Here is a 20,167-nt window from a genome sequence, read left to right as displayed (position 1 = left end):
TCGCCTTCATCGGCGTCACGCTCGGCATGCTGGTCTCGGGCTACGCGTTCGGCTTCATGCCGCTCTTGGGCACGATCGCGCTCTTCGGGATCCTGATCAACAACGCCGTGGTGCTCCTCGACCGGATCGGCTCGTTGCGGCGGCGCGGCCTGGGCGGCGAGCAGGCGGTGATCCATGCTGCCGAGCAGCGCCTGCGCCCGATCCTGCTCACGGCCGCCACGACGGCGGGGGGGCTGGTCCCGCTCTGGATCTCCGGCAACCCGCTGTTTGCGCCGATGGCGGTCGCGATGCTCTTCGGGCTCGTGGCGTCGTCGGCGCTCACGCCGGGCCTCGTGCCGGTGCTCTACACGCTCCTCTACCGCCTCCGCTTCGAAGGCGTCGCGTACGACCCGGACGCGAGCGACAGGGCACAAGAGGTGCCGACCCAAGAGGCCGACTTCTTCGCAGGCGACCGTGTATCGGCATTTTCCGAAGCACAGCCTGCGACCGCTGGGCTGCCTGCTGCGACGCCCTCGACATAGGCCGTCTGGTACGTTGAACCGAAGGACAGCCACCTCAGCCCTCGGGCCGGGCGACCCCGTCGGGGCCGAACGTCGCCTTCCAGCCGTGGAGCGCGGGGTCGTCGCGCGTCTAGCCCTCCGTCTCGGCGATCTGTCCGGCGACGCGCCCATTGTCCGTCTCGTACACGAGCAGGGTGCCGACGAGGTCGCGGGGGACCTCCAGCGTGGGGCGGGCGAAGTAGGTGCGGTCGAGCGGGGCCATGCCCAAAAGTACGCCCCCACCGACCAGAGCCGGTGGGGGTGCGGTCCGAATACGCACGAAACCTAGCGCACGAGCGTGACCTGCTGCGTCTGAGACTGCTCCACTGTTGCCAGCCTCAGTAGATATACCCCGCTCGGCAAGCCCGAGCCGTCGAATAGCACGGCGTGGCGACCAGCCGCCATCTCGCCCTCGGCGAGCCGCAGCACCTCGCGGCCCAGCAGATCGAAGACGAGGAGCGTTACCGTCTGCGTTGAGGGCAGGGCGACGGACACGGTGGCCTCGCCAGCAAACGGGTTGGGATATACTGCGAGAGCGACGGTTTCGGGCAGCCCGGTACGGGAGGCTGCTTGGGGCGCTGCGCTCTCGGACGGCCAGGGGGTCACGGCTCGCACGGCCCACGTCTCTGTCGCTGCACCTCCGCGGGCGTCAGTCACGGTAGCGGTAAACGACTCGGTGTCTACGGCGACGTTGGGAGATTGTCCGATGCTGAGGTCGTAGGCGTAGTCGCCCGTCGGTGCGGTGCTGGGCACCTGCTGCGTGAAGGTGCCGGTCACGGATTGCCCCGCCAGGACAGTGCCCGAGGCGACAACAGCAGAAGCGACTGTGCTCCCGCCGCGCTGGACGGTGAAGAAGAGGTCGCCGGAGGCCGGTGCAGCGGTGGCGTTGGTGACGGTGTACTCGAACTGGACGGAGCCGCCGCGGGGGACGGTCAGTGGGGAAAGAGCCTCAGCCGTAAGCATTAGCGCAGCGGCCCCATCCACGTCCAGCCGGGTGACATACCCGTACTCGTAGCTCGTGTTATATGCGCCCGGCGTGACTGGGAAGTCCGGTCCGCCGAACGTTCGGCCTACGACCGTGACCTGCTCCTCCGCGCTCAGGGCTAGACCATTTCCATAGTCGCTCCCGGAGCCGCCGAGAAAAGTCGAATAGGTAAGAACGGTGCCGTCGGGTGAAAGCCGTGTCACGAAGGCATCGTACTTATGCCCCGCTTGGCTTGTGAAGTTGCACCTGCTATCTGAGCCACACGTCCGGTCAAATGCTCCAGGCGTTGTCGGAAAGGTGGGGCTCCGTGTCGACCCGACGAGTGTAACGCTGCCGCTGGCGTCGACAGCGACAGCGCTTGCATAGTCTATCTCAGGGCCTCCGATGAAGGTCGACCAGAGGAGAGCGCTACCGTCTGCGGAGAACCGAGTCGCAAAGCCATCGCTGGAGCCGTTGTGGTTAGCATCATAGGCACCATCGGTAGTCGGGAAGCCGTCGCCTCTGGTGGACCCGACGAGGACGATTTCCTCGTCCATACCGAGCGCGAGATCGTTCCCGAACTCGCTACCGCTCCCTCCAAGCAAAGTGCTCCAGACGAGTGCGCTTCCGTCGGCGGTCAGCCGGGTGACGAAGGCGTCATTCAAACCGTTCGGACTGGAGTCGTAAGCATTCGCCGTGGTAGGAAAATCGACCCCCCTGGTATCTCCGGTGATGATGACATCCCCGCTGGCACTTAAAGCCAGGGCAGCTCCGTAGTTCGGCCCCGCCCCTCCGAGAAAGGTGCTCCAGACGAGTGTGCTTCCGTCGGCAGTCAACTGGGTGACAAACGCGTCGGAAAATCCGCCATTATAGTCGACGTCGTAAGCTCCTCCTGTCGTAGGAAAGTCCGTGCCTGTCGTGGAGCCCACGACAAGCGCGTTCCCCGAGGAGGTGAGGGCCACGTCGGTCACTCCGTCCGAGTACGATCCGCCGAGGAACGTGCTCCAGAGTAGGGTAGTGCCGTCTGAAGAGAGCCGGGCCACGAAGCCGTCGCGTTCTCCACTCTGGACGCCATCGTAGGCTCCCGCTGTCGTCGGGAAGTCGAGGCTTTCCGTACTGCCCGCGACCGTGATCTCTCCTGACTCGCCGAGCGCGAGGGCGCGGCCGTAGTCTTCGCCGGTGCCACCCAAGACGGTGGACCAGACAAGGTTGGAGCCATCAGCCGAGAGTTTTGTGACGACGACATCGTAGTTTCCGTTCGGGCCGGTGTCATAGGCGCCGGGAGTGGTAGGGAAATCGGAGCCGTCCGCGTAGCCTGCAACGGTCGTCGTACCGTCGCTAGAGACGGCCGTGTCGACCAGCCATTCAAAGCGAGCCCCGCCGAGGAACGTGCTCCAGATCAGTGGGTCGATCACGAGTGCCCGCGATGGGTCCACGTGCTCTGCCGCAAATCCCAGCGTGCCATCCGCGCCGAGTACGAACGCGCTCTCGACTACGTCGCGCCGACCGACCGCATCGTCCTGGTAGGCTAGCAGGCCGCGATGCTCCACCGGCCCGAGCGAGGTCTCCATTCGTACCGCGCCCGATTCGGTCAGCGCGAGACCGTCGGCCCCGTCGAGCCGCATCTGCACCTGGCCGAGGTCAGCCCCCGGGGCGAGGACGAGGTCGCAGCGCAGCTCCCCGCCGTCGTCGTAGAGCCGGAGGTCGATGCCGTCGTAGAGGTCTTCGAGCACGACTTCGTCGTAGAGCGCCACACGGCTCGCCCACCGCGACGGGTCGTCGCCGAGGAAGTAGCTGTGGTAGCCCGCCTGCGGGCCGCGAGCCACGGCGCGGCCCGCACCGACCCCCTCGAAGCGCATCGCGATGACGTGACCGCGCCGGGTAAGCGCTTCGAGGTTGTCGCGCTCCAGAGCATCCGGCCGTGACCTGTCCGTGCTCGGCTCGTCGCGCCCGAGCGTGTAGAAGTCGAAAACGAGCGCATCGTCGGTAACCCAGGCGGTGGCCCCACCAAGGCGGGCGCGGAAGCGGACCTCGTCGGCCCACTGGCCGTTGTTCTCAGCGAAGGTGAGGCCGCTGAGCGAGGCATCGAAGCTGGCGTGCGTCGCTGAAGGCACGGGCTGAGCCTGAACGAAGCAGGCTGCGGACAGGAGCAGCAAGGCCGCCACGGGGGCGAAGAGTCGAGAAGGTGCAGGAGTCGCAGTCATGGCGTGTAGACAGATACTGGAAGCACAGTGACGACCTCAGTGTAAGAGCCTAAAGACTCATTGTCAACCGGTCGCAGGGAACGGAGACGAGCCACCTTCCAGCCGTGGAGCGCGGGGTCGTCGCGGGTGTAGCCCTCGGTCTCGACGATCCGCTCGCCGCCCGTCTCGTGAACGAGCAGGGTGCCGACGAGGTCGCGGGCGACCTCCAGCGTGGGGCGGGCGAAGTAGGTGCGGTCGAGGATGTGCATGGCCGTTCAATTAATAGTTCTGTAACGATACCGTAACAAAGGTCTGGCGAGGCGCTGCTATCCTCGAAAGCTACGGAGGCCCACGTCGGGTCGCTCTCTGCTCACCCCGTAACAGCTCCCTGGTTGTGACCGCCTGCCGCCTCGCCTTCGTCGCATTCGCCACGCTCCTCACGTTTTCTCTACTCCACGGACAGCCAGCGCACGCTGGCACCGTGCCGGATCGCGCCGTCGGAGACGCGACCGGCACGCTCGCGGGGCGGGTCCTGGACGCACGCACCGGCGAAGGGTTGCCCGGCGCTGCGGTTTTCATCGGCGCCCTCGGCATGGGCGCGGCGACAGACCCGGACGGACGCTTCGTCGTCAACAGCGTCCCGGCAGGCACCTACGACGTGGAAGTCCGCTTCCTCGGCTACACGACCAAGACCGTGACAGGCGTCACCGTCCGCGACGGGCAGACGACCAGCCTCGACGTGACGCTCAGCGATGCGGCGGAGGAGCTCGATGCGGTCACCGTGACCGCCGAGCGGGAGCGGGGCTCGACGGCGGCCCTGCTGACGATTCGCAAGCTCGCGCCGAGCGTGATCGACGTGGTCAGCCGCTCGGACATCCAGCTCGCCGGGAGCGACGCCGCTGCTGCCATCTCGCGCACGCCCGCGGCCGAGGCGAAGGACGGCAAGTTCATCCGCGTCCGCGGCTTCGGCGACCGCTACGCCAACCTCACCCTCAACGGTATCCCGATCCCGTCGATCACGCCCGACCGCCGCGAGGTCCCGCTCGACCTCTTCCCGGCCTCGGCGCTGGAGTCGGCCCGCGTCGTCAAGGGCTGGACGCCCGACCTCCCGGCCGACTTCGCCGGCGGCCTGATCCAGCTCTTCACGCGCGACACGCCGCCCGGCCGCATCCTCCGCATCAAGGCGTCGAACACCTTCAACACGGCCACCACCTTCCAGGAGGGCATCTACCTCGGCGGCTGCTCGTCGGCCTGGACCGGCCTCTCGTCGTGCTACGCCGACTACCCCGACGCCTTCTTCGACGGCCGCGACATCGAGGGCCAGTCTGCCACCGACGATCCGAACGACCCGGTCATGCCGATCGCCAACCCGCGCTCGCCCGAGGAGCAGGAGGCGCTCGGCGAGGCCATTGCCGCGACGATGCCCTACAACCCGACCGTGCGCACGGCCCCGGTGAACCAGGCGTACGGCCTCACCTACGGCGACGCGTTCGACCTCGCGGGGCGACGCCTGGGGCTCATCACCGTCCTGACCTACGACAACACCTACTCCGTCCGCACCGACTACCGCGAGCGTCTGCTCTCGTCCGCCGACGAGAACGGCGACGGCATCCCCGAGCCCCTCTTCGACACCGACTACCGGGGCGAGTACGGTGAGCTTGCTGTCCGCGTCGGCGGCATCGCGAACGTGGGCTACGCCGTCTCCGACGCGTCGAAGCTCGCCTTCACGGCCGTCTACAACCGGACGACCGAGGACCTCGCCCGCACGCTCGAAGGCTACCGAGCCGGCGAGGACCAGAACCTCTACATCCCCCAACTGCGTCGCCTCGAAAGCCAGCTTCTCACCACGCGCCTCAGCGGCGACCACCGCCTCCCCGTCGTCGCCTCCGGCGCGACCGTCGACTGGCAGCTCGCCTACACGCGCACCGGGCGCTTCGAGCCGGGCACGCGCGCCCCAGTCTACGAGCAGCGCTTCCCCCTCGAAGACTCCCGAGCGCTAGGATACCGGCCCCTACCGGATCAGCCGTTCCGCTACTACGAGAGCAACTTCGCCAGCCTCGCTGCGGTCTTCCACCAGGACCAGGACGACAACGGCTACACGGCCGGACTCAACGCAACGGTCCCGTTCCGTGTGCTGGACCGCCCGGTGCAGCTTAAGCTTGGCGGCCTCGTCGACTACCGCGACCGGGAGGTCTACACCCGGCGCATCTTCTTCACGAGCGAAGGGACCTCGAACCTCATTCTGCCCGAGAAGGAGGGGACCCTTCCGCCAGATGACCTTCACAGCCCAGGGTTCATCGAGGTGCCGGCACCGGGAGAGTCCGCCATCGGCTTCCGGCCGGAGGAGCGGGGGACGGCAGCAGACAACTACGAGGCTAGCGCCGAAAACATCGCAGCCTACGCCATGCTCGACGTCGAGCTCGTCGGCGGGGTGCGCGTCGTGGGCGGCGCGCGGCTCGAAGACGCCCGGCAGGACGGGCGTGCCTTCGGCAACTTCGGCGAGCAGTTCTCGCAGGGTGAGCTCGAGCGGACCTGGGGCCTCTCGAACACCGACATCCTGCCCTCGATCGCGGTCACGGTCTCGCCGTCAGAGACGATGAACGTCCGCGCGGGCCTTGCCCGGACCGTCGCCCGCCCGCAGTTCCGCGAGTTCGCCCCGATCACCTTCTACGACTTCTTCGGCGGCATTACGTCCGTCGGCAATCCTGAGCTAGAGCGCGTCTTCATCACGAACGCCGACCTCCGCTGGGAGATGTTTTTCGGCGCGGCTTCGGTCGTCTCGGTGGGAGCGTTCTACAAGGGCTTCGGGCGGCCCATCGAGTCGATCTGGCAGAGCGGCGATGACCGGACGTGGATCAACACGGGCCGGGCCCGCGCCTACGGGGTCGAGTTCGAAGTGCGCGGCGAGGCGGGGCGCTGGGCCTCGACGCTCGACGGGCTGTCGGTCAACGCCAACCTGACGCTCATGTACTCCGAGGTCGACGACTTCCCCTCACGCGACAGCGGCGGGCGCCCCCGCCTTATCCCGGCCGACGAGCGCCCCGTCTTCGGGCAGACCCCGTTCCTAGTCAACGTCATCACCACCTACGACATCCCCAAGACTGGTACTTCCGTCAGCGCTCTCCTTCAAGCCACGGGGCGGCAACTCGAGATCGTCTCAAACGGCGACCTGCGTCCGGCGATCTACGAGGCCCCGCGCACCGAACTCGACGTGGTCGTCGAACAGCCGCTCGGGCGCGGCTTTGCACTGCGCGCGAGCGCTCGGCGTCTCCTCGGCAGCGAGGTCCGCTTCGAGCAGGACTTCCCGAGCGGTGAAACGGTTGCTACGACCGCCTACGACCGGGGCCGCAACCTCTCGCTCTCGCTCTCGTGGGGGCTCTGATTCGCCCGCCCGCTTCGCCTCACCCACCCGACGATTTCACCCGACTCATGCGCTGTACCCTTCGCCTTGCCTGCGCGCTCCTGCCCGCGCTCGCGCTCCTGAGCGCGGGGTGCGACGAGGGGCCGCTCGAAGATCTCAACGCGGGCATCCCTACCTTTGTCGAGGTCGTGAGCGACACCTCGGGCTTCGATGCGGCCGGCCCCGGCGAGGCCCTGCCGGTCATGCTCCGCATCACGGACCCCTACGGCGACCTTGTCTCTGGAGCCGAGGTCGTCTGGCGGCCGGACGGCGCCGGGACTACGAGCGTTGAGCCGGACGACACCACGCGCACGAACGCGGACGGCGTCACCGAGGCCACGTGGCGCGTCGGGGATGCTGGGGCCTACAGTCTCCGCGTCCAGTCTGCCACCGCGACCGTCGAGCTCTCGGCCGAGGTGCGGTAAGGTACAGATAGCCTAACGCTCAGTATTCGGTCGAGCTGAGCCCGAAAGAAGCACCCAGAGGGAGCGCCGCTACGGTCCCTCTGGGTCTGCTGCGTGGGATAGGTATAGGCACTCAAGATACAGCTGTTAACGCATAACATAGGGCTAACAATTAGGTCATAAAGAGAGTGCGGCGAAGGCGTAGTCTCCCAGTGCTAGGCACCCGGCTCTTTCCCAGGAAGACGCGCCGGGTGGCTGCACCTCAACCCTTCTCATCCTTCCCCGAGTTCACCATGCGTTCTCTCCCTATCCGTCCGCTGGTCGCGGCGGTCCTCTTCGCCCTCGTGGCGGTCCCGGCGTTCCTCGCCGGCTGTGACAGCGCCGCTCCCTCCGCTGACGGCACCGACTTCGGCAGCGCCGGAGCCGCCTCCAGCACGGCCGAGATCATCGTCACCGGCGCGATCACGACCAACACCACCTGGACCAGCAACAACAACTACGTCCTCAACGGCATCGTCGAGGTCCGCAGCGGCGCGGTCCTCACGATCCAGCCGGGCACCCTCATCCAGGGCTCCAGCAACCAGCCCTCGGCGCTCCTCGTCCAGCAGGGTGCGCGCCTCGAAGCCAACGGCACGGCGGCCTCGCCGATCGTCTTCACCAGCCGCGAGCCCGTCGGGCAGCGCGCCCCCGGCGACTGGGGCGGCGTCATCATCGTCGGCAACTCGACCTGCAACGGCATCGACGCCAACGGCCCGGGCCAGGACGACTGCGACGTCGAGGGCCTGCCTGCGCCATTCGACAACCTCCAGTACGGCGGCGACCCGGTCAACCCGACCGACAACAGCGGCACGCTCCGCTACGTCCGCATCGAGTTCGCCGGCTTCGAGCTCACGCCGGGCAACGAGATCAACGCGCTCACGCTCTACAGCGTCGGCAGCGGCACGACCATCGAGTTCGTCCAGACCCACAAGGGCCTCGACGACGGCTTCGAGTTCTTCGGCGGCACCTTCGACGCCCGCTACCTCCTCGCCACCGGCATCGGCGACGACTCGTTCGACTTCTCCTACGGCTACACCGGCCGCCTCCAGTTCCTCATCGCGCAGCTCGACCGCTTCTCCGGCGACCGCGCCTTCGAGACGGACAACAACGAGACCGGTGTCGGCGGGAGCCCGGACTTCCTCAACGAGCCGCTGACGAAGCCGGTCGTCTACAACGCCACGGCCATCGGGCGCTTCCCGTCCGACGGGGACGACCTCGGCCTCAAGCTCCGCCGCGGCGTCGGGGGCGAGTACAACAACCTCATCATCGGTGGCTTCGGGACCTTCTTCCTCGACGTGGACGACCAGGAGACGCTCGACAACTGCCGCGACGGTGACCTCATCATCCGCGGCGGCGTCGGCGTCCCGCTTGCGACTGGTGATGGTCTCTTCGACCCGGACCCCATCAACGAACTGGAGTGCGTGGACGTCCCGAGCTTCAGCGACCAGGACCCGCGCCCGTTCCCGGCGATCATCAGTCGGACGAACCCGGACTTCCGGTTCCGCAACACGAGCCTCCTCACGCGGCCCAACCTCGTGCAGACGCCGCCGAACGACGGCTTCTTCCTCCCGGCCGACTACCTCGGGGCCGTGGCACCGGGCATTTCGCAGAGCCAGGCCTGGTATGCGGGCTGGAGCTCCTATCCGGAGAACTAGTCCTGCTAGGCGCTAGGCGCTCTGGGCCTAGCCAGCTAATGTAGTGCCGGTCCGGTCAGCCTTTCCTCGTTCCCGGGAAGGCTGACCGGATCCAATTAGACGAGGACGGGCCGCGGAGCCGCGCTTCCCAAGGCAAAGCGGGCCGTGCTCTCGCCGTTCCGAGTCGCTCCATCTCTCCTCCCAACCTCCCACCGCATCCATGACCTTCGGCACCCTCACGCCGGGCAGTCCGGCCTCAGGTACGTCTCCCCGCGCTCTAAACCGCTCCCTTGTTCTCTCAGCCCTTGTGCTGCTGGCATTCGCTGCTCTTGTCGCCGCCTGCGATGGGGTCGGCAACGACTTCGACGGCAAGATCACGGACATCTCGATAGGGTTCGGCGGCGGGGCCGCAACGATTGTGGGGGAGCCGGTCACGGTCGAGGCATTCGTGACGGATAACTTTGGGATAGCGGTGGCCGGGGCGACGGTCCGGTGGTCCGTCGGCGAAGGCTCGCTGAATGTTGAGGCCTCGGAGACGGGGTCTAGCGGCCAGGCCGTCACCGAGTGGACCCTCGGCACGACTGCGGCCCCGCAAACGATTACGGCCCGCGTAGAGGGGGCCGAGGGCGTGGACACCACCGTCTCGGTGTCTGCTAGTATCGGGCCGGTCGGAGCCATCGAGGCGAGCCTGGACCGGGACTCGGTTCAGGTGGGCCGGACCACCACGCTCCGGGTCACGCGCATCGCCGACGTCTTCGGCAACGAGGTGCCGGAAGGAGAATTCAACCGCTACGGGGTCGAGTTCTTCAGCCTCGACCCGCAGATCGCCCGCGTGGTGCCGCCGCCCGGCAGCGAAACCGGGGTCCGCACCGGCATCGAGGGCGTAAGTGAGGGCGACGTGCTGCTGGCTGTAACGGCCGCTGCCGCCCCGCCGGGACGCAGCGAGTTTCGCCTCGCCGACGGGGCTGCCGCTGACACCCTCTCCCTTTCTGTGTTGTCGTTCGTCTCGGCCGGGCCTTTCGCCGCCTCCCAGGTCTCGGCAGGCGCATTTTTCTCCTGCGGCCTCGATACCGAGCAGAGGGTTTACTGTTGGGGCGAGAACGTAGCTGGACAGCTAGGCGTCGGGGACTTTGAGCCGCGCCTGCTCCCGGCTTCGGTAGACCTGCCGGGGCCCGCGCTGTCGGTTTCGGCCGGCGGCTCTCACGCCTGCGCGCTGCTCGGCGACGGACAGGTTTACTGCTGGGGTGAGGCCCTACGCGGTAGGCTTGGCAATGGGGTGGACGGCGACGAGCTGTTCCCCACTCCGGTGCGTGCGCTGCTTCCGGCAGAGGCTGGGGCCGCCGTAGAGGTGGAGGCGGGGGACGCCTCCACCTGTGCCCGCATGGACGACGGCGACATCTACTGCTGGGGCCTCGATACGGCGGGCGTGATCGGTGACGGGGCTCCGCCGGAGGCGACCGAAGTTGGCGCGCCCGACATTCGAGTCAACACCCCCGTGCGTGTCGACGCGCCTCCGGGCGTCCGCTTTGCAGCGCTCGGGAGCAGCATCGCGGACCACACCTGTGCGGTCGCCGAAGACGGAGCGGCCTACTGCTGGGGGAAGCAAGCCCCGGAGTTCCGGCTCGGTAACGGGTTTTCCACGGACCAGCTCTCGCCGGTTCCGGTCCGCGTCCAACCCGATGGTGTGGTATTCCAGAGTGCCTCGGCCCTCGCCATCGCCTCGGTCGGGCTGGGCACCGACGGACAGCTCTACGGCTGGGGCTTCGCTGACGCAGAGTTCCCGACGGGCAACGGCCTCATGCAGCAGGTCTTCCAGGCTACGCCAGTAATGCCGAGCGAGCCGTTCACAGCACTCGCGGGCGGGGGCGGGACGCACGCCTGCGCGCTGAGCAGCACCGGCGCGGCGAGCTGCTGGGGCGACAACCCCTTCGGCCAGCTCGGTACCGGCAGCACGGACGGCAGCTTTACCCCGGTACCGGTGGCGACAGGTCTGTCGTTCGAGTCCATCGAGGTCAGCTTCCCGCACTCCTGCGCGGTGATCGAAGGGGGCGGCGAAGCCTACTGCTGGGGCAGCAACCAATTCGGCGAGCTCGGCACGGGCAACACGCGGACGGCCGTGCCCATACCGACGCGCGTCGAGACCGAGTCGGACGACGCGCTGCGCCCGCTGCCCCGGACCAACCTCGCCGAGCGCCGCCGCGCATGGTGCGCCGCCATCTCGGACGGTCTCCGCCGCTCGACGGGCCTCTGCGGCCCGACGTTCTGACCCCCTACACCCCCTCCCTTCATCCTCCTACACCCCCTCCCATGCTCTGCACCTTGCTCTCCCGCCTCACCGTCCTCCTCGCCGCGCTGCTGCTCCTTCCCGCTGCCGCCGCCCAAGACGACGTGTTCTACCCCTTCGCCATCAGCGCCTCGGGCGACCAGAGCGCCGTGGCAGTCGCACTGGGCGACGACGGATCGGCCTTTGTTGCGGGTGACTTTCTCGGCAGCCCCGACTTCGACCCCGGCGACGGCGAGACGATCCTCGAGTCAGCCGGAGCCTTCGACGTGTTCCTCGCTCGCTACGATGCGAACGGCGCCCTCGTCTGGGCCAGCGGCATCGGCGGCTCCAGCCTCGAGGTCGTCGGCGGAGCGGCCACGGACGACGACGGCGTGGTCATCGTCGGCGAGTTCACCGGCAGCTTCGACGCCGACCCCGGCGACGGCGAGACCCTGCTGACCTCGCTCGGGCTGAGCGACTTCTTCGTCGCCAAGTACGACGCTGCCGACGGGGCGCTCCGCTGGGCCTTCAGCATCGGCGGTACCTCGGTCGACATCGCCACCGACGTGGTCGCCACCGACGAGGGTGGGGCCGTCGTCGTCGGCCAGTTCAACAGCGCGGCGGACTTCGACCCGAGCGACGGCGGCGTGGTCCCGCTCATCTCAGCAGGCGGCTCCGACGCCTTCGTGGCCGAGTACGACGCCGACGGGGCGTTCGTGCGGGCGTTCAACCTCGGCGGCAGCGGCGAGGACGTGGCGAGCGCCGTCGCCGCCACAGGCGCTATCATCGCCGTCGCCGGCACCTTCAGCGGCACCGTCAACTTCGACCCTGCCGGCACGGCCGAGGCGACGGCTCCCGGCGAGGCCCTGAACACGTTTACCGCCTCCTACGAATCGGGCAGCGAGGGCACGCCCTACGCCTTCCGCTGGGTGACGCCGCTGGCGAGCGAGGACAACAACAACCCCGGCGCGGTCGCCTTCGACGGTGACGGTAACCTGCTCGTCACCGGGCGTCTCACGGGTGACGCCGCGCTCGGCGCAAGCGCCCTCACGGCGCAGTCTGACTTCGACGTGTTCGTCGGCAAGCTGGACCCGAGTGGGGCGTCGCCGTGGGCCTTCAACATCGGCGGGTTCAGCCAGGGCTTCGGGATCGCCGCCGCTCCCGACGGGGACGTGGTCGTGACAGGGTCGTTCTTCAACGCGACCGACTTCGACCCCGGTGAGGGCGAGACGGTGCTCAGCGGCGTAGACGGCGCCGAGGTGTTCGTCGCGCGCTACCTCGCCGACGGCTCCTTCCGGTGGGCCTTCGCACTCGCCGCCGAGGGCCAGAACCAGGGCAACGCCGTGGCCGTGGACGCCGACGGCAGTGCGACCGTCGTGGGCCGATTCAGCGCGAGCAAGGGGCTGGACTTCGACCCCTCGCCCGACAACGCCATCACGATCTTCAGCCGCGGCGGTTCGGACGCCTTCATCGCCAAATACGACGCCGACGGGGCGGTGTGGGAGCCGATGCTGCCGTCCAACGAGGGGGCGCTCGCCTCGGCCGGTGCGCGGCTCTCGGCCCCGTACCCGAACCCGGTGCGGAGCGCGGCCCAGCTCGCGCTCGGCCTCGAGGAGGCGCAGCACGTCCGGGTCGAAGTCTTCGACGCGCTCGGTCGCCGCGTGGCGCTGCTCCACGACGGGTCGCTCCCGGTCGGCGAGCACGCGCTCACGCTCGACGCCGCCGCCTTGCCCAGCGGGCTCTACGTCGTCCGCGCCACCGGCGACGCGTTCGCGCTCTCGACCCGAACGACGGTCGTGCAGTAGGCCGCATGCGCTGCGACCACACTGAGCCGGTTCGAACCATCCGCTGGCTCACGGGGGTGCCCCTTGTGGGAGGGGGGCACCTCTTCTTCACGAGCCTGCCCTGCGAGTAGGTCGGCCGGACGTCGAGCACGTAGTGGCTCGCTGGAAGGCCGGAGGGCGCGGCCGGCGAGTGCAGCCAGCATAACAGCAAACAGTAGGAAAGCGTCGCGCGTAAGCACCGCTTTCCGGGTTGCCGTTCCCGCGTCGTCGTTCTACCCGTTTCTCGGTTAGGCCCTATCGTATACTGCCACCCATGAACGCTCGGCGTCCTCTCTTCGCGTCGGTCCCGCTGGCGGTCGTCCTCGTGGGCGGCACGCTGGGGCCGGCTGCGCACTAGTCGAGCCACGGGCTGGAAGACCACGAGGAGGCCCCGGCGTGACACGGCTACGCCGGAGGAACGCAGCCCCCCGGCGGCGTACTCCTCCGCGGGCCGCCAGCGCGCCAGGCGCGAACAACGAGCCGGACCCCTGTGCCTGACTTCGGGAGTAGGACGGATGCTGCCGCACCGCCATCGAGATCGCGCTCGCCACGCGCTGCGCTCCGCGAGCCGGCCGTGCTTCCGGCAGCGCACAACGCGAAAGAGCCCGACACGGCGTGTGTCGGGCTCTTTGCTGGACTGCTGGCGGAGGGAGAGGGATTCGAACCCTCGGTACCCAGAAGGGCACTCCGGTTTTCGAGACCGGCCCGTTCGACCACTCCGGCACCCCTCCGCTGCAAAAGTACGCACCCAGCGCGGCGGCGCGAACGAAGGCTTGTTAAAGACGGCAGCCCCGGCTAGCGGGCCGAGAGCGAGACGGTCCCGCTGCCGGTGCGGACGCGGAGGACGGAGCCGCCGCCGATCTGCCCCTCGGCGCTCCGGTCCCGGATCTCGCCGGCGAACCGGAAGTCCCGGTCGATGCGGACGGAGCCGCCCCCGAGGTCGAGGTCGGCGGCGAGGGAGGCCGGGGCGCGGAGACGGACACCGCCGCTGCCGGTGCTGATGTCGACGCGGCCCGGCTTGGCGAGGTCAGCGCGGAGGTCGCCGGACGAGGTGGAGGCCCGGAGGTCGCCCTCGACGTCGCCGAACGACAGGTCGCCGGAGGACGTGCCGAAGGAGGCGCTGCTGGTGGCGACGGCCAGCTCGTCCCCAGCGCGGAAGGGGTACGTCTCGTCGAAGACGCGGTCGCCAGACTGTGCAAAGGCAGGGAGCGCGAGGGCGAGCGCAAGAAGCGGGAGCAGGCGGGTCATGGCAGCGGAGGGTTGGGAGTAGCGTGCCGGAGGCTACGGAAGCCTCAAGTTACCGTCCTCGCTGCAGTACGCCCTGCCGGCGAGAGTTGAAACGCGCTGCCGGGAAAGCTCTCCTATCTCTCCCCACCCTCCGTTCTCCACGCGCCGAACTATCCTCCCACTTGCACGGACCCGCCAACGCACCGGGGGTGCCCCTCGCGTGGCGAAGAGCACCCCCGGAAGAAACAGCATGCCTCGCCGGGTCAGCGCGCCAGCAGGAGCCGGCCCGTCTGGACGGCCGTGCCGCTCGTGAGGTGCCACACGTAGACGCCGCTCGGCAGCGCGCCCGCGTCGAAGACGACCTCGTGGGAGCCGGCCTCGTGGATGCCCTCGGCCAGCGTTGCGACGGACCGCCCCAGCACGTCGTAGACCGTCAGCTCGACCGCGCCGCGCTCGGCGACTTCGTAGCGCAGCGTCGTCTGCTCGCTGAACGGGTTGGGGTAGGTGGCGACCGCTGCCACGCCGGCCCTGCGCGAGGCGGCGGCGGGCGCGCCGTCCTCCGGCCGAACGTCGATCTCGAACGCCCCGCCTGCGGCCTGCGACCCGCTCTTGCTGAAGGTGAAGTCGGACGAGTCGGCGATGTCGTCGGGGTAGCTCGCGCCGACGTAGGCGCGGACGGTGTAGGTCCCGCCCGGCGCGCGCGCCGGCACCGCGCCGCTGAACGACAGCGTGGCGCTCTGGCCGGCCCCGAGCGTGCCCGGGCCGCGCTCGACCGGGCTGCCGCCGTAGAGGGTGCCGCCGGGCAGAAAGACGTCTATCCAGTACTCGCCGCTGAAGCTCGACGACGACAGGTTGGACAGCACAAGCTCGAAGGTGACCGTGCCGCCGCCGCCCGCGACCGGCGACCCGCCCGTGACAGTGCCCTCGACGCTCACCGAGAGCGGGTCGGGGTAGAAGGCGGCGATCATGGCGGCGGTCTCGTCGAGGACGCGGGCGTTGTCGCGCGTTGGGACGTCCCCGAGTGGCTCGCCGAGGTAGTTCACGTCCGGGTTCGACCAGCGCGGCACGCGCGTCGTGGTGCCGGGGCAGCCGTAGGACATGATCGTGCGCCAGTCGCCCGGGTCGTAGCACTTGCCGTGCCCGTAGGGGAAGGGAAAGTCCGAGTCGTCGATCTCGACGTTGTGGCGCGCGCCCTGGAGGTGCCCGAACTCGTGGGCGAACGAGTAGTAGCCCGTCGCGCACGACTGCGAGGTGACCTGGTGGGCGGCTTCCGCGGTGTCCACAGCAATGCCGTTCGCCACCCCGCAGAAGACCCCGCTGCCGATAATCATGCCGACCATGTCTGCGCCGTACTCCGCACGCAGGCCGGGAATCTCATCGTGGAACCCGTCGCTTGGGTCCACCATCCGGTTCAGGATGGTGAAGAAGCTGTTGGACTCGGGGTCCGGGGTCTGGTAGACGTGGGCCAGCTCCAGGCGGAGGTTGACGTCGCTGTCGGCGTAGCCCTGGTTGGTCTCGGCCATCGCAAGCTGGACGAGGCCGAGGATGTCGCCGACCTGGGAGGCGGCGCGGCTGGTGTAGGGCACGAGGATGCGCTGCACGACCATGCTGCCAGAGGTCGAGGCTGGCGCACCCGCGTCGTGGTGGCGGGCGACGGCCGGGCGCTCGGCGGCGGCCTGCTCCACGGCCTCCCACTCGTCCGGGTGGTCGACGAAGCGGCTCTCGTCGACGCGGACGATGGCGTGGAGGCCGCCGGTCAGCGGGCGCACCGAGTAGAGCTGGCCGCGCACCCGCACGGTGGCCGTGAGCGTCCCGCTGCGCTCGACGACGACGGCGTGCGTACCGTTGTCGCTGCCGCGAAAGAACAGCGTCTGCCCGGCGGCGACGCGCTCGGTGCGGGTGTGCTGGAGCGTGACCGACGTGCCGGGTGCGAGGTCAAACGTGACCGAGGGCTCGGACAGCGCGGCCGGATTGGCCCTGGCGATCTGGACATCGGCCGGCGTGGCCAGCGCCTCGGCGTGGCGGAGTAGGTCGGCCTGCCGAGCGGTCAGGGCGGTGCGGTCGGCGTCGGTGAAGAGGTGGGCTTGGGCGTGGGTGAGGGTTGGGGTGAGGAGGGCGAGAACCAGCGTAACGCGCTGTAACATGGGCTTTGGGTGTGGTGGACGAGCGGTGGTGTGGCCCGAAGGTAAAGGCCACCTCCCACTCAGCCAAGCACCGCCGCAAGGATGGACAGCGCTACTCGCCCACGCGCAGCGCGCCGAGCCCGGAGGAGCGGACAGGCTTCGCCCCGGCGGTCTCCCACGGCACCTCGGGCCACCACCGGGCCGTCGGGACCGCGTCCAGCATTAGGCTCTCGCCCGGCCGCGGCAGCGCCACCGAGACCCCCGCTTCGTCCGCCGCCGCGAGCAGGCGCTCGGCAGGCTCGGTCCAGCTGTGCGTCGCGAGGTCGAACAGGCCCCAGTGGACCGGTACCAGGAGGTCGCCCCGCACCATCCGGTGGACCGTCACCGCCTGCTCCGGCCCGAGGTGCACGTCGGCCCAGGCCGCGTTGTAGGCCCCGGTCTCGACGAGCGTCAGGTCGAACGGCCCGAGCCGCTCCCCGATCTCGGCAAACTCAGGCGCGAGCGCGGTGTCCCCGCTGTAGAACACCCGGTGCTCGGTCCCGAGGAAGGCCCAGCCGGACCAGAGCGTCGCGTCGCGGTCGGTGAGGAAGCGCCCCGAGAAGTGGCGGGCCGGCGTGCTCACGAGTCGCACGTCGCCCAGGCTAATGTCCTCCCACCAGTCGAGTTCGGTGACCCGGCCCTCGTCCACGCCCCAGTATTCCAGGTGCGCCCCGACGCCGAGCGGGACGACGAACCGAGGCACGCGGCCGGCGAGGGCGCGGATGGTGGGCTCGTCGAGGTGGTCGTAGTGGTCGTGCGAGACCACGACCGCGTCGAGCGGCGGCAGGTCGGCCAGGGCCAGCGGCGGCGCGTAGAACCGCTTCGGCCCGAAGAACGAAGCCGGCGAGGCGCGCTCGCCCCACATCGGGTCCACGAGCACGCGGACGCTGTCGAGCTCGACGAGGAAGGTCGAGTGGCCGAGCCACGTCACCCGGAGGTCGCGCACCGGCTCGGCAAAATCAGCGGCGGTGCGGGGCACGACGGGCAGCGGGGCAGCGGGCGTGCGGTAGGCGCTTCCACCGAAGAAGAACTCCGCCGCCGCCGCCGCCGACATCCCGGAGTCGAGCGTCGGGAGCGTGTTGACGAAGCGGCCGTCCCGGTACTGCGGCGAGCGCTCAATGCAGGCGAGGCGTTCGCCGGACGACTTCGAGCCGAGGGCGGACCAGAGGTGGAGCATGAGGAGGCAGGCGGCGAGGAGGATGAGGGCGAGGGCGGCTCCGAGGGTGCGCGGCCAGCGGCGGGCCGAGGCGCGGGGCAGGCTCATCGCACGACGGCCCCCGGCTCGCCGCCGGAGGCGAGGACGGGCGTGAGGCGGCCGTCGCGGTCCTCGGCCATGAGCAGCATGCCCTGGCTCTCCAGCCCGCGCATCGTCCGCGGCGCGAGGTTCGCCACCACGACGACCTGCTTGCCGAGCAGGTCCTCTGGCCTCATGTGCTCGGCGACGCCCGCCAGCACCTGCCGCGTCTCAGCCCCGAGGTCGACCTCGACCCGGAGCAGCTTGTCGGCGTTCGGGTGCGCCTCGGCGACAGTCACGCGGCCCACGCGGAAGTCGAGCCGGGCGAAGTCATCGAACTGGACCGTGTCCTTCGCCGGCTCGTAGGGCGGCTCGCCCGAGGCGGCGCGCTCGGCCTCGGCCGCGCGGGCCTCCAGCTTCGCGCGCTGCGCCTCGACGAAGGCGTCCTCGATCTTCTCGAACAGGATCTCCGCCTCGCCGAGCGCGTGGCCTTCGGTGAGGAGCGCGAGGCCGGCCGCGTCCCACCCGATCGTGCCAGGCGTGCCGCCGGGCGCGCTTGGGCGGACGTTCGACAGGCCGAGCATCGTCCGAAGACGGGCGGCGGAGAACGGAAGCGCGGGGTCCATCAGGATGGAGAGCGACGCGCAGAGTTGGAGACAGACGTGGAGCGTGTTCCGCATCGCCCGCGGGTCGGAATCGCGCGTCTTCCACGGCTCGGTGTCGTTGAAATATTTGTTGCCGAGCCGGGCGAGGTCGAGGGTCGCCTGCACCGCCTCGCGCGTGCGGAAGCCTTCGTAGGCCGCGCCGATGCGCTCGGGGTAGGCGGCGAGGGCGTCGAGCACGGCGCGGTCGGCGTCGGTCGGCTCCGTGAGCGGCGGGACCTGGCCGCCAGCGAAGCGGTGGGCGAAGGTGAGGGTCCGGTTGACGAAGTTGCCGAGGGCGTCGCCGAGCTCGCCGTTGACGCGGTTCTGGAAGTCGGCCCAGGTGAAGTCGGCGTCCTTCGTCTCGGGGAGCGTCGCGGCGAGAGCGTAGCGGAGAAGGTCCGGCCCGCCCGCGAAGCCGTCGAGGTCGCCGAGGGCGTCGTGGAGCCAGACGGCCCAGCCGCGGCTCGTCGAGAGCTTGCGGCCTTCGAGGTTGAGGAACTCGTTGGCCGGCACGTTCGCCGGGAGCACGAACCGCGGACTGGGCGCGGCGTCGTTGTAGGCCATCAGGAGCGCCGGGAAGATGAGCGCGTGGAAGACGATATTGTCCTTCCCGATGAAGTGGATGAGGTCGGTCGGCGGCTCGCCAGCGCCCTCGTCCTGCCAGTAGCGCCGCCACGCGTCGGGGTCGCCCTGGCGGGCCGCCCACTCCTTCGTCGCCGAGAGGTAGCCGATGGGCGCGTCGAACCAGACGTAGAGCACCTTGCCCTCGGCACCCTCGACGGGCACGGGTATGCCCCACGGCAGGTCGCGCGTCATGGCCCGGTCCGCCAGCCCGGCCGCGAACCAGCTTCCGACCTGCCCGCGCACGTTGGGCTTCCAGTCGGGGTGCTCGGCGATCCAGGCTTCGAGCCGGGGCTGGAGGTCGCCGAGCGGGAGGTACCAGTGGGTCGTCTCGCGCAGTTCGGGGACGGCGTCGGTCAGCACGCTCCGGGGGTTGATGAGGTCTTTCGGCGAGAGCGACGAGCCGCAATTCTCGCACTGGTCGCCGTAGGCGTCCTCGTAGCCACAGATGGGACACGTCCCGCGCACGAACCGGTCGGCGAGGAAGAGGCCGGCCTCGGGGTCGTAGAGCTGCTCCTCGGTGCGCTCGGTGAAGACGCCCGCGTCGTGGAGGGTGCGGAAGAAGTCCTGGCTGGTGGCGCGGTGCGTCGCCGAGGTCGTCCGGCTGTAGATGTCGAAGCTCATCCCGAAGCGCTCGAAGGCGGCTTCGATCTGCGCGTGGTACCGGTCCACGATGTCCTGTGGCTCGACGCCCTCCTCGCGAGCGCGGAGCAGGATTGGGACGCCGTGCTCGTCGGAGCCGCAGACGTAGACCACGTCGCGCCCCCGGAGCCTCAGGTAGCGGCAGAAGAGGTCCGCCGGCAGGTAGGCCCCGGCGAGGTGGCCGAGGTGGAGCGGCCCGTTGGCGTAGGGCAGGGCGGAGGTGACGAGGTAGCGACGAGTCGCGGAGCGGTCGGGCATCGGCGCGAGGGCGTGGAGGGCGTGGAGGGCGTGGAGGGCGTGGAGGGCGTGGAGGGCGTGGAGGGCGTGGAGGGCGTGGAGGGCGTGGAGGGCGTGGAGGGCGTGGAGGGCGTGGAGGGCGTGGAGGGCG

At 69.4% G+C, this 20,167-nt stretch carries 13 protein-coding genes and 1 tRNA gene; 6 read left to right on the top strand and 8 right to left on the bottom strand.

The annotated features are described in order from the left end of the window. On the top strand, positions 1-521 hold a 521-nt coding region (locus tag AAGI91_15620; GenBank protein MEM1044041.1), incomplete at its 5' end, for an efflux RND transporter permease subunit. 109 nt (positions 522-630) lie between these two features. Here AAGI91_15620 and AAGI91_15615 read toward each other — a convergent pair. The 3 genes from AAGI91_15615 to AAGI91_15605 all read right to left on the bottom strand — a co-directional run bounded on the left by AAGI91_15615 (position 631) and on the right by AAGI91_15605 (position 3,955). After that, positions 631-762, bottom strand: coding sequence for a hypothetical protein (locus AAGI91_15615; protein MEM1044040.1), 132 nt, complete (start codon positions 760-762; stop codon positions 631-633). A 62-nt stretch (positions 763-824) separates the two neighbouring features. Further along, positions 825-3,617 carry a T9SS type A sorting domain-containing protein gene (locus AAGI91_15610; GenBank protein ID MEM1044039.1) on the bottom strand — a complete coding sequence of 931 codons (2,793 nt, stop codon included), beginning with the start codon at positions 3,615-3,617 and terminating at the stop codon, positions 825-827. Positions 3,618-3,703: 86 nt separating this feature from the next. Next, the gene (locus tag AAGI91_15605) at positions 3,704-3,955 is read right to left on the bottom strand and encodes a DNA-3-methyladenine glycosylase (protein ID MEM1044038.1); all 252 of its coding nucleotides are present in this window, start codon (positions 3,953-3,955) and stop codon (positions 3,704-3,706) included. A 125-nt stretch (positions 3,956-4,080) separates the two neighbouring features. Here AAGI91_15605 and AAGI91_15600 point away from each other — a divergent pair, with 125 nt between their 5' ends. From AAGI91_15600 to AAGI91_15580, 5 genes are all read left to right on the top strand, one after another. Further along, on the top strand, positions 4,081-7,068 hold the full coding sequence (locus AAGI91_15600; GenBank protein ID MEM1044037.1) for a TonB-dependent receptor: 2,988 nt from the start codon (positions 4,081-4,083) through the stop codon (positions 7,066-7,068). A 47-nt stretch (positions 7,069-7,115) separates the two neighbouring features. Beyond that, on the top strand, positions 7,116-7,511 hold the full coding sequence (locus AAGI91_15595) for a hypothetical protein (protein ID MEM1044036.1): 396 nt from the start codon (positions 7,116-7,118) through the stop codon (positions 7,509-7,511). Between the two features lie 272 nt (positions 7,512-7,783). Next, positions 7,784-9,184 carry a hypothetical protein gene (locus AAGI91_15590; protein MEM1044035.1) on the top strand — a complete coding sequence of 467 codons (1,401 nt, stop codon included), beginning with the start codon at positions 7,784-7,786 and terminating at the stop codon, positions 9,182-9,184. A 199-nt stretch (positions 9,185-9,383) separates the two neighbouring features. Further along, complete coding sequence (locus AAGI91_15585; GenBank protein MEM1044034.1) at positions 9,384-11,429, top strand: hypothetical protein; 2,046 nt, start codon at positions 9,384-9,386, stop codon at positions 11,427-11,429. A 41-nt stretch (positions 11,430-11,470) separates the two neighbouring features. Continuing rightward, a complete protein-coding gene (locus tag AAGI91_15580; protein MEM1044033.1) occupies positions 11,471-13,231 on the top strand; it encodes a T9SS type A sorting domain-containing protein in 1,761 nt (586 codons plus the stop codon). Positions 13,232-13,890: 659 nt separating this feature from the next. Here the strand turns inward: AAGI91_15580 and AAGI91_15575 are convergent. From AAGI91_15575 to metG, 5 genes are all read right to left on the bottom strand, one after another. After that, positions 13,891-13,980: transfer RNA gene (locus AAGI91_15575), tRNA-Ser, on the bottom strand. Positions 13,981-14,044: 64 nt separating this feature from the next. Then, on the bottom strand, positions 14,045-14,497 hold the full coding sequence (locus AAGI91_15570) for a DUF4097 family beta strand repeat-containing protein (GenBank protein ID MEM1044032.1): 453 nt from the start codon (positions 14,495-14,497) through the stop codon (positions 14,045-14,047). A 242-nt stretch (positions 14,498-14,739) separates the two neighbouring features. Then, positions 14,740-16,620 (bottom strand): M12 family metallo-peptidase, encoded by a 1,881-nt coding sequence (locus AAGI91_15565; GenBank protein MEM1044031.1) that lies wholly within the window; start codon positions 16,618-16,620, stop codon positions 14,740-14,742. A gap of 91 nt (positions 16,621-16,711) precedes the next feature. Continuing rightward, positions 16,712-17,902 carry an MBL fold metallo-hydrolase gene (locus AAGI91_15560; GenBank protein MEM1044030.1) on the bottom strand — a complete coding sequence of 397 codons (1,191 nt, stop codon included), beginning with the start codon at positions 17,900-17,902 and terminating at the stop codon, positions 16,712-16,714. Further along, the gene (gene metG / locus AAGI91_15555) at positions 17,899-20,037 is read right to left on the bottom strand and encodes a methionine--tRNA ligase (protein MEM1044029.1); all 2,139 of its coding nucleotides are present in this window, start codon (positions 20,035-20,037) and stop codon (positions 17,899-17,901) included. Before metG ends, AAGI91_15560 begins: the two co-directional genes overlap by 4 nt. Positions 20,038-20,167 lie beyond the last annotated feature (130 nt).

Source organism: Bacteroidota bacterium, from assembly GCA_038746285.1.
In the GTDB taxonomy this organism is placed as follows: domain Bacteria; phylum Bacteroidota; class Rhodothermia; order Rhodothermales; family JANQRZ01; genus JANQRZ01.
This window is presented reverse-complemented; position numbering and strand designations above follow the sequence as displayed.

Coding starts and splice junctions, on each gene's coding strand:
- AAGI91_15615 (MEM1044040.1), bottom strand. CDS start 762: ATGGCCCCGCTCGACCGCACCTACTTCGCCCGCCCCACGCTGGAGGTC.
- AAGI91_15605 (MEM1044038.1), bottom strand. CDS start 3,955: ATGCACATCCTCGACCGCACCTACTTCGCCCGCCCCACGCTGGAGGTC.
- AAGI91_15595 (MEM1044036.1), top strand. CDS start 7,116: ATGCGCTGTACCCTTCGCCTTGCCTGCGCGCTCCTGCCCGCGCTCGCG.
- AAGI91_15590 (MEM1044035.1), top strand. CDS start 7,784: ATGCGTTCTCTCCCTATCCGTCCGCTGGTCGCGGCGGTCCTCTTCGCC.
- AAGI91_15585 (MEM1044034.1), top strand. CDS start 9,384: ATGACCTTCGGCACCCTCACGCCGGGCAGTCCGGCCTCAGGTACGTCT.
- AAGI91_15580 (MEM1044033.1), top strand. CDS start 11,471: ATGCTCTGCACCTTGCTCTCCCGCCTCACCGTCCTCCTCGCCGCGCTG.
- AAGI91_15570 (MEM1044032.1), bottom strand. CDS start 14,497: ATGACCCGCCTGCTCCCGCTTCTTGCGCTCGCCCTCGCGCTCCCTGCC.
- AAGI91_15565 (MEM1044031.1), bottom strand. CDS start 16,620: ATGTTACAGCGCGTTACGCTGGTTCTCGCCCTCCTCACCCCAACCCTC.
- AAGI91_15560 (MEM1044030.1), bottom strand. CDS start 17,902: ATGAGCCTGCCCCGCGCCTCGGCCCGCCGCTGGCCGCGCACCCTCGGA.
- metG (MEM1044029.1), bottom strand. CDS start 20,037: ATGCCCGACCGCTCCGCGACTCGTCGCTACCTCGTCACCTCCGCCCTG.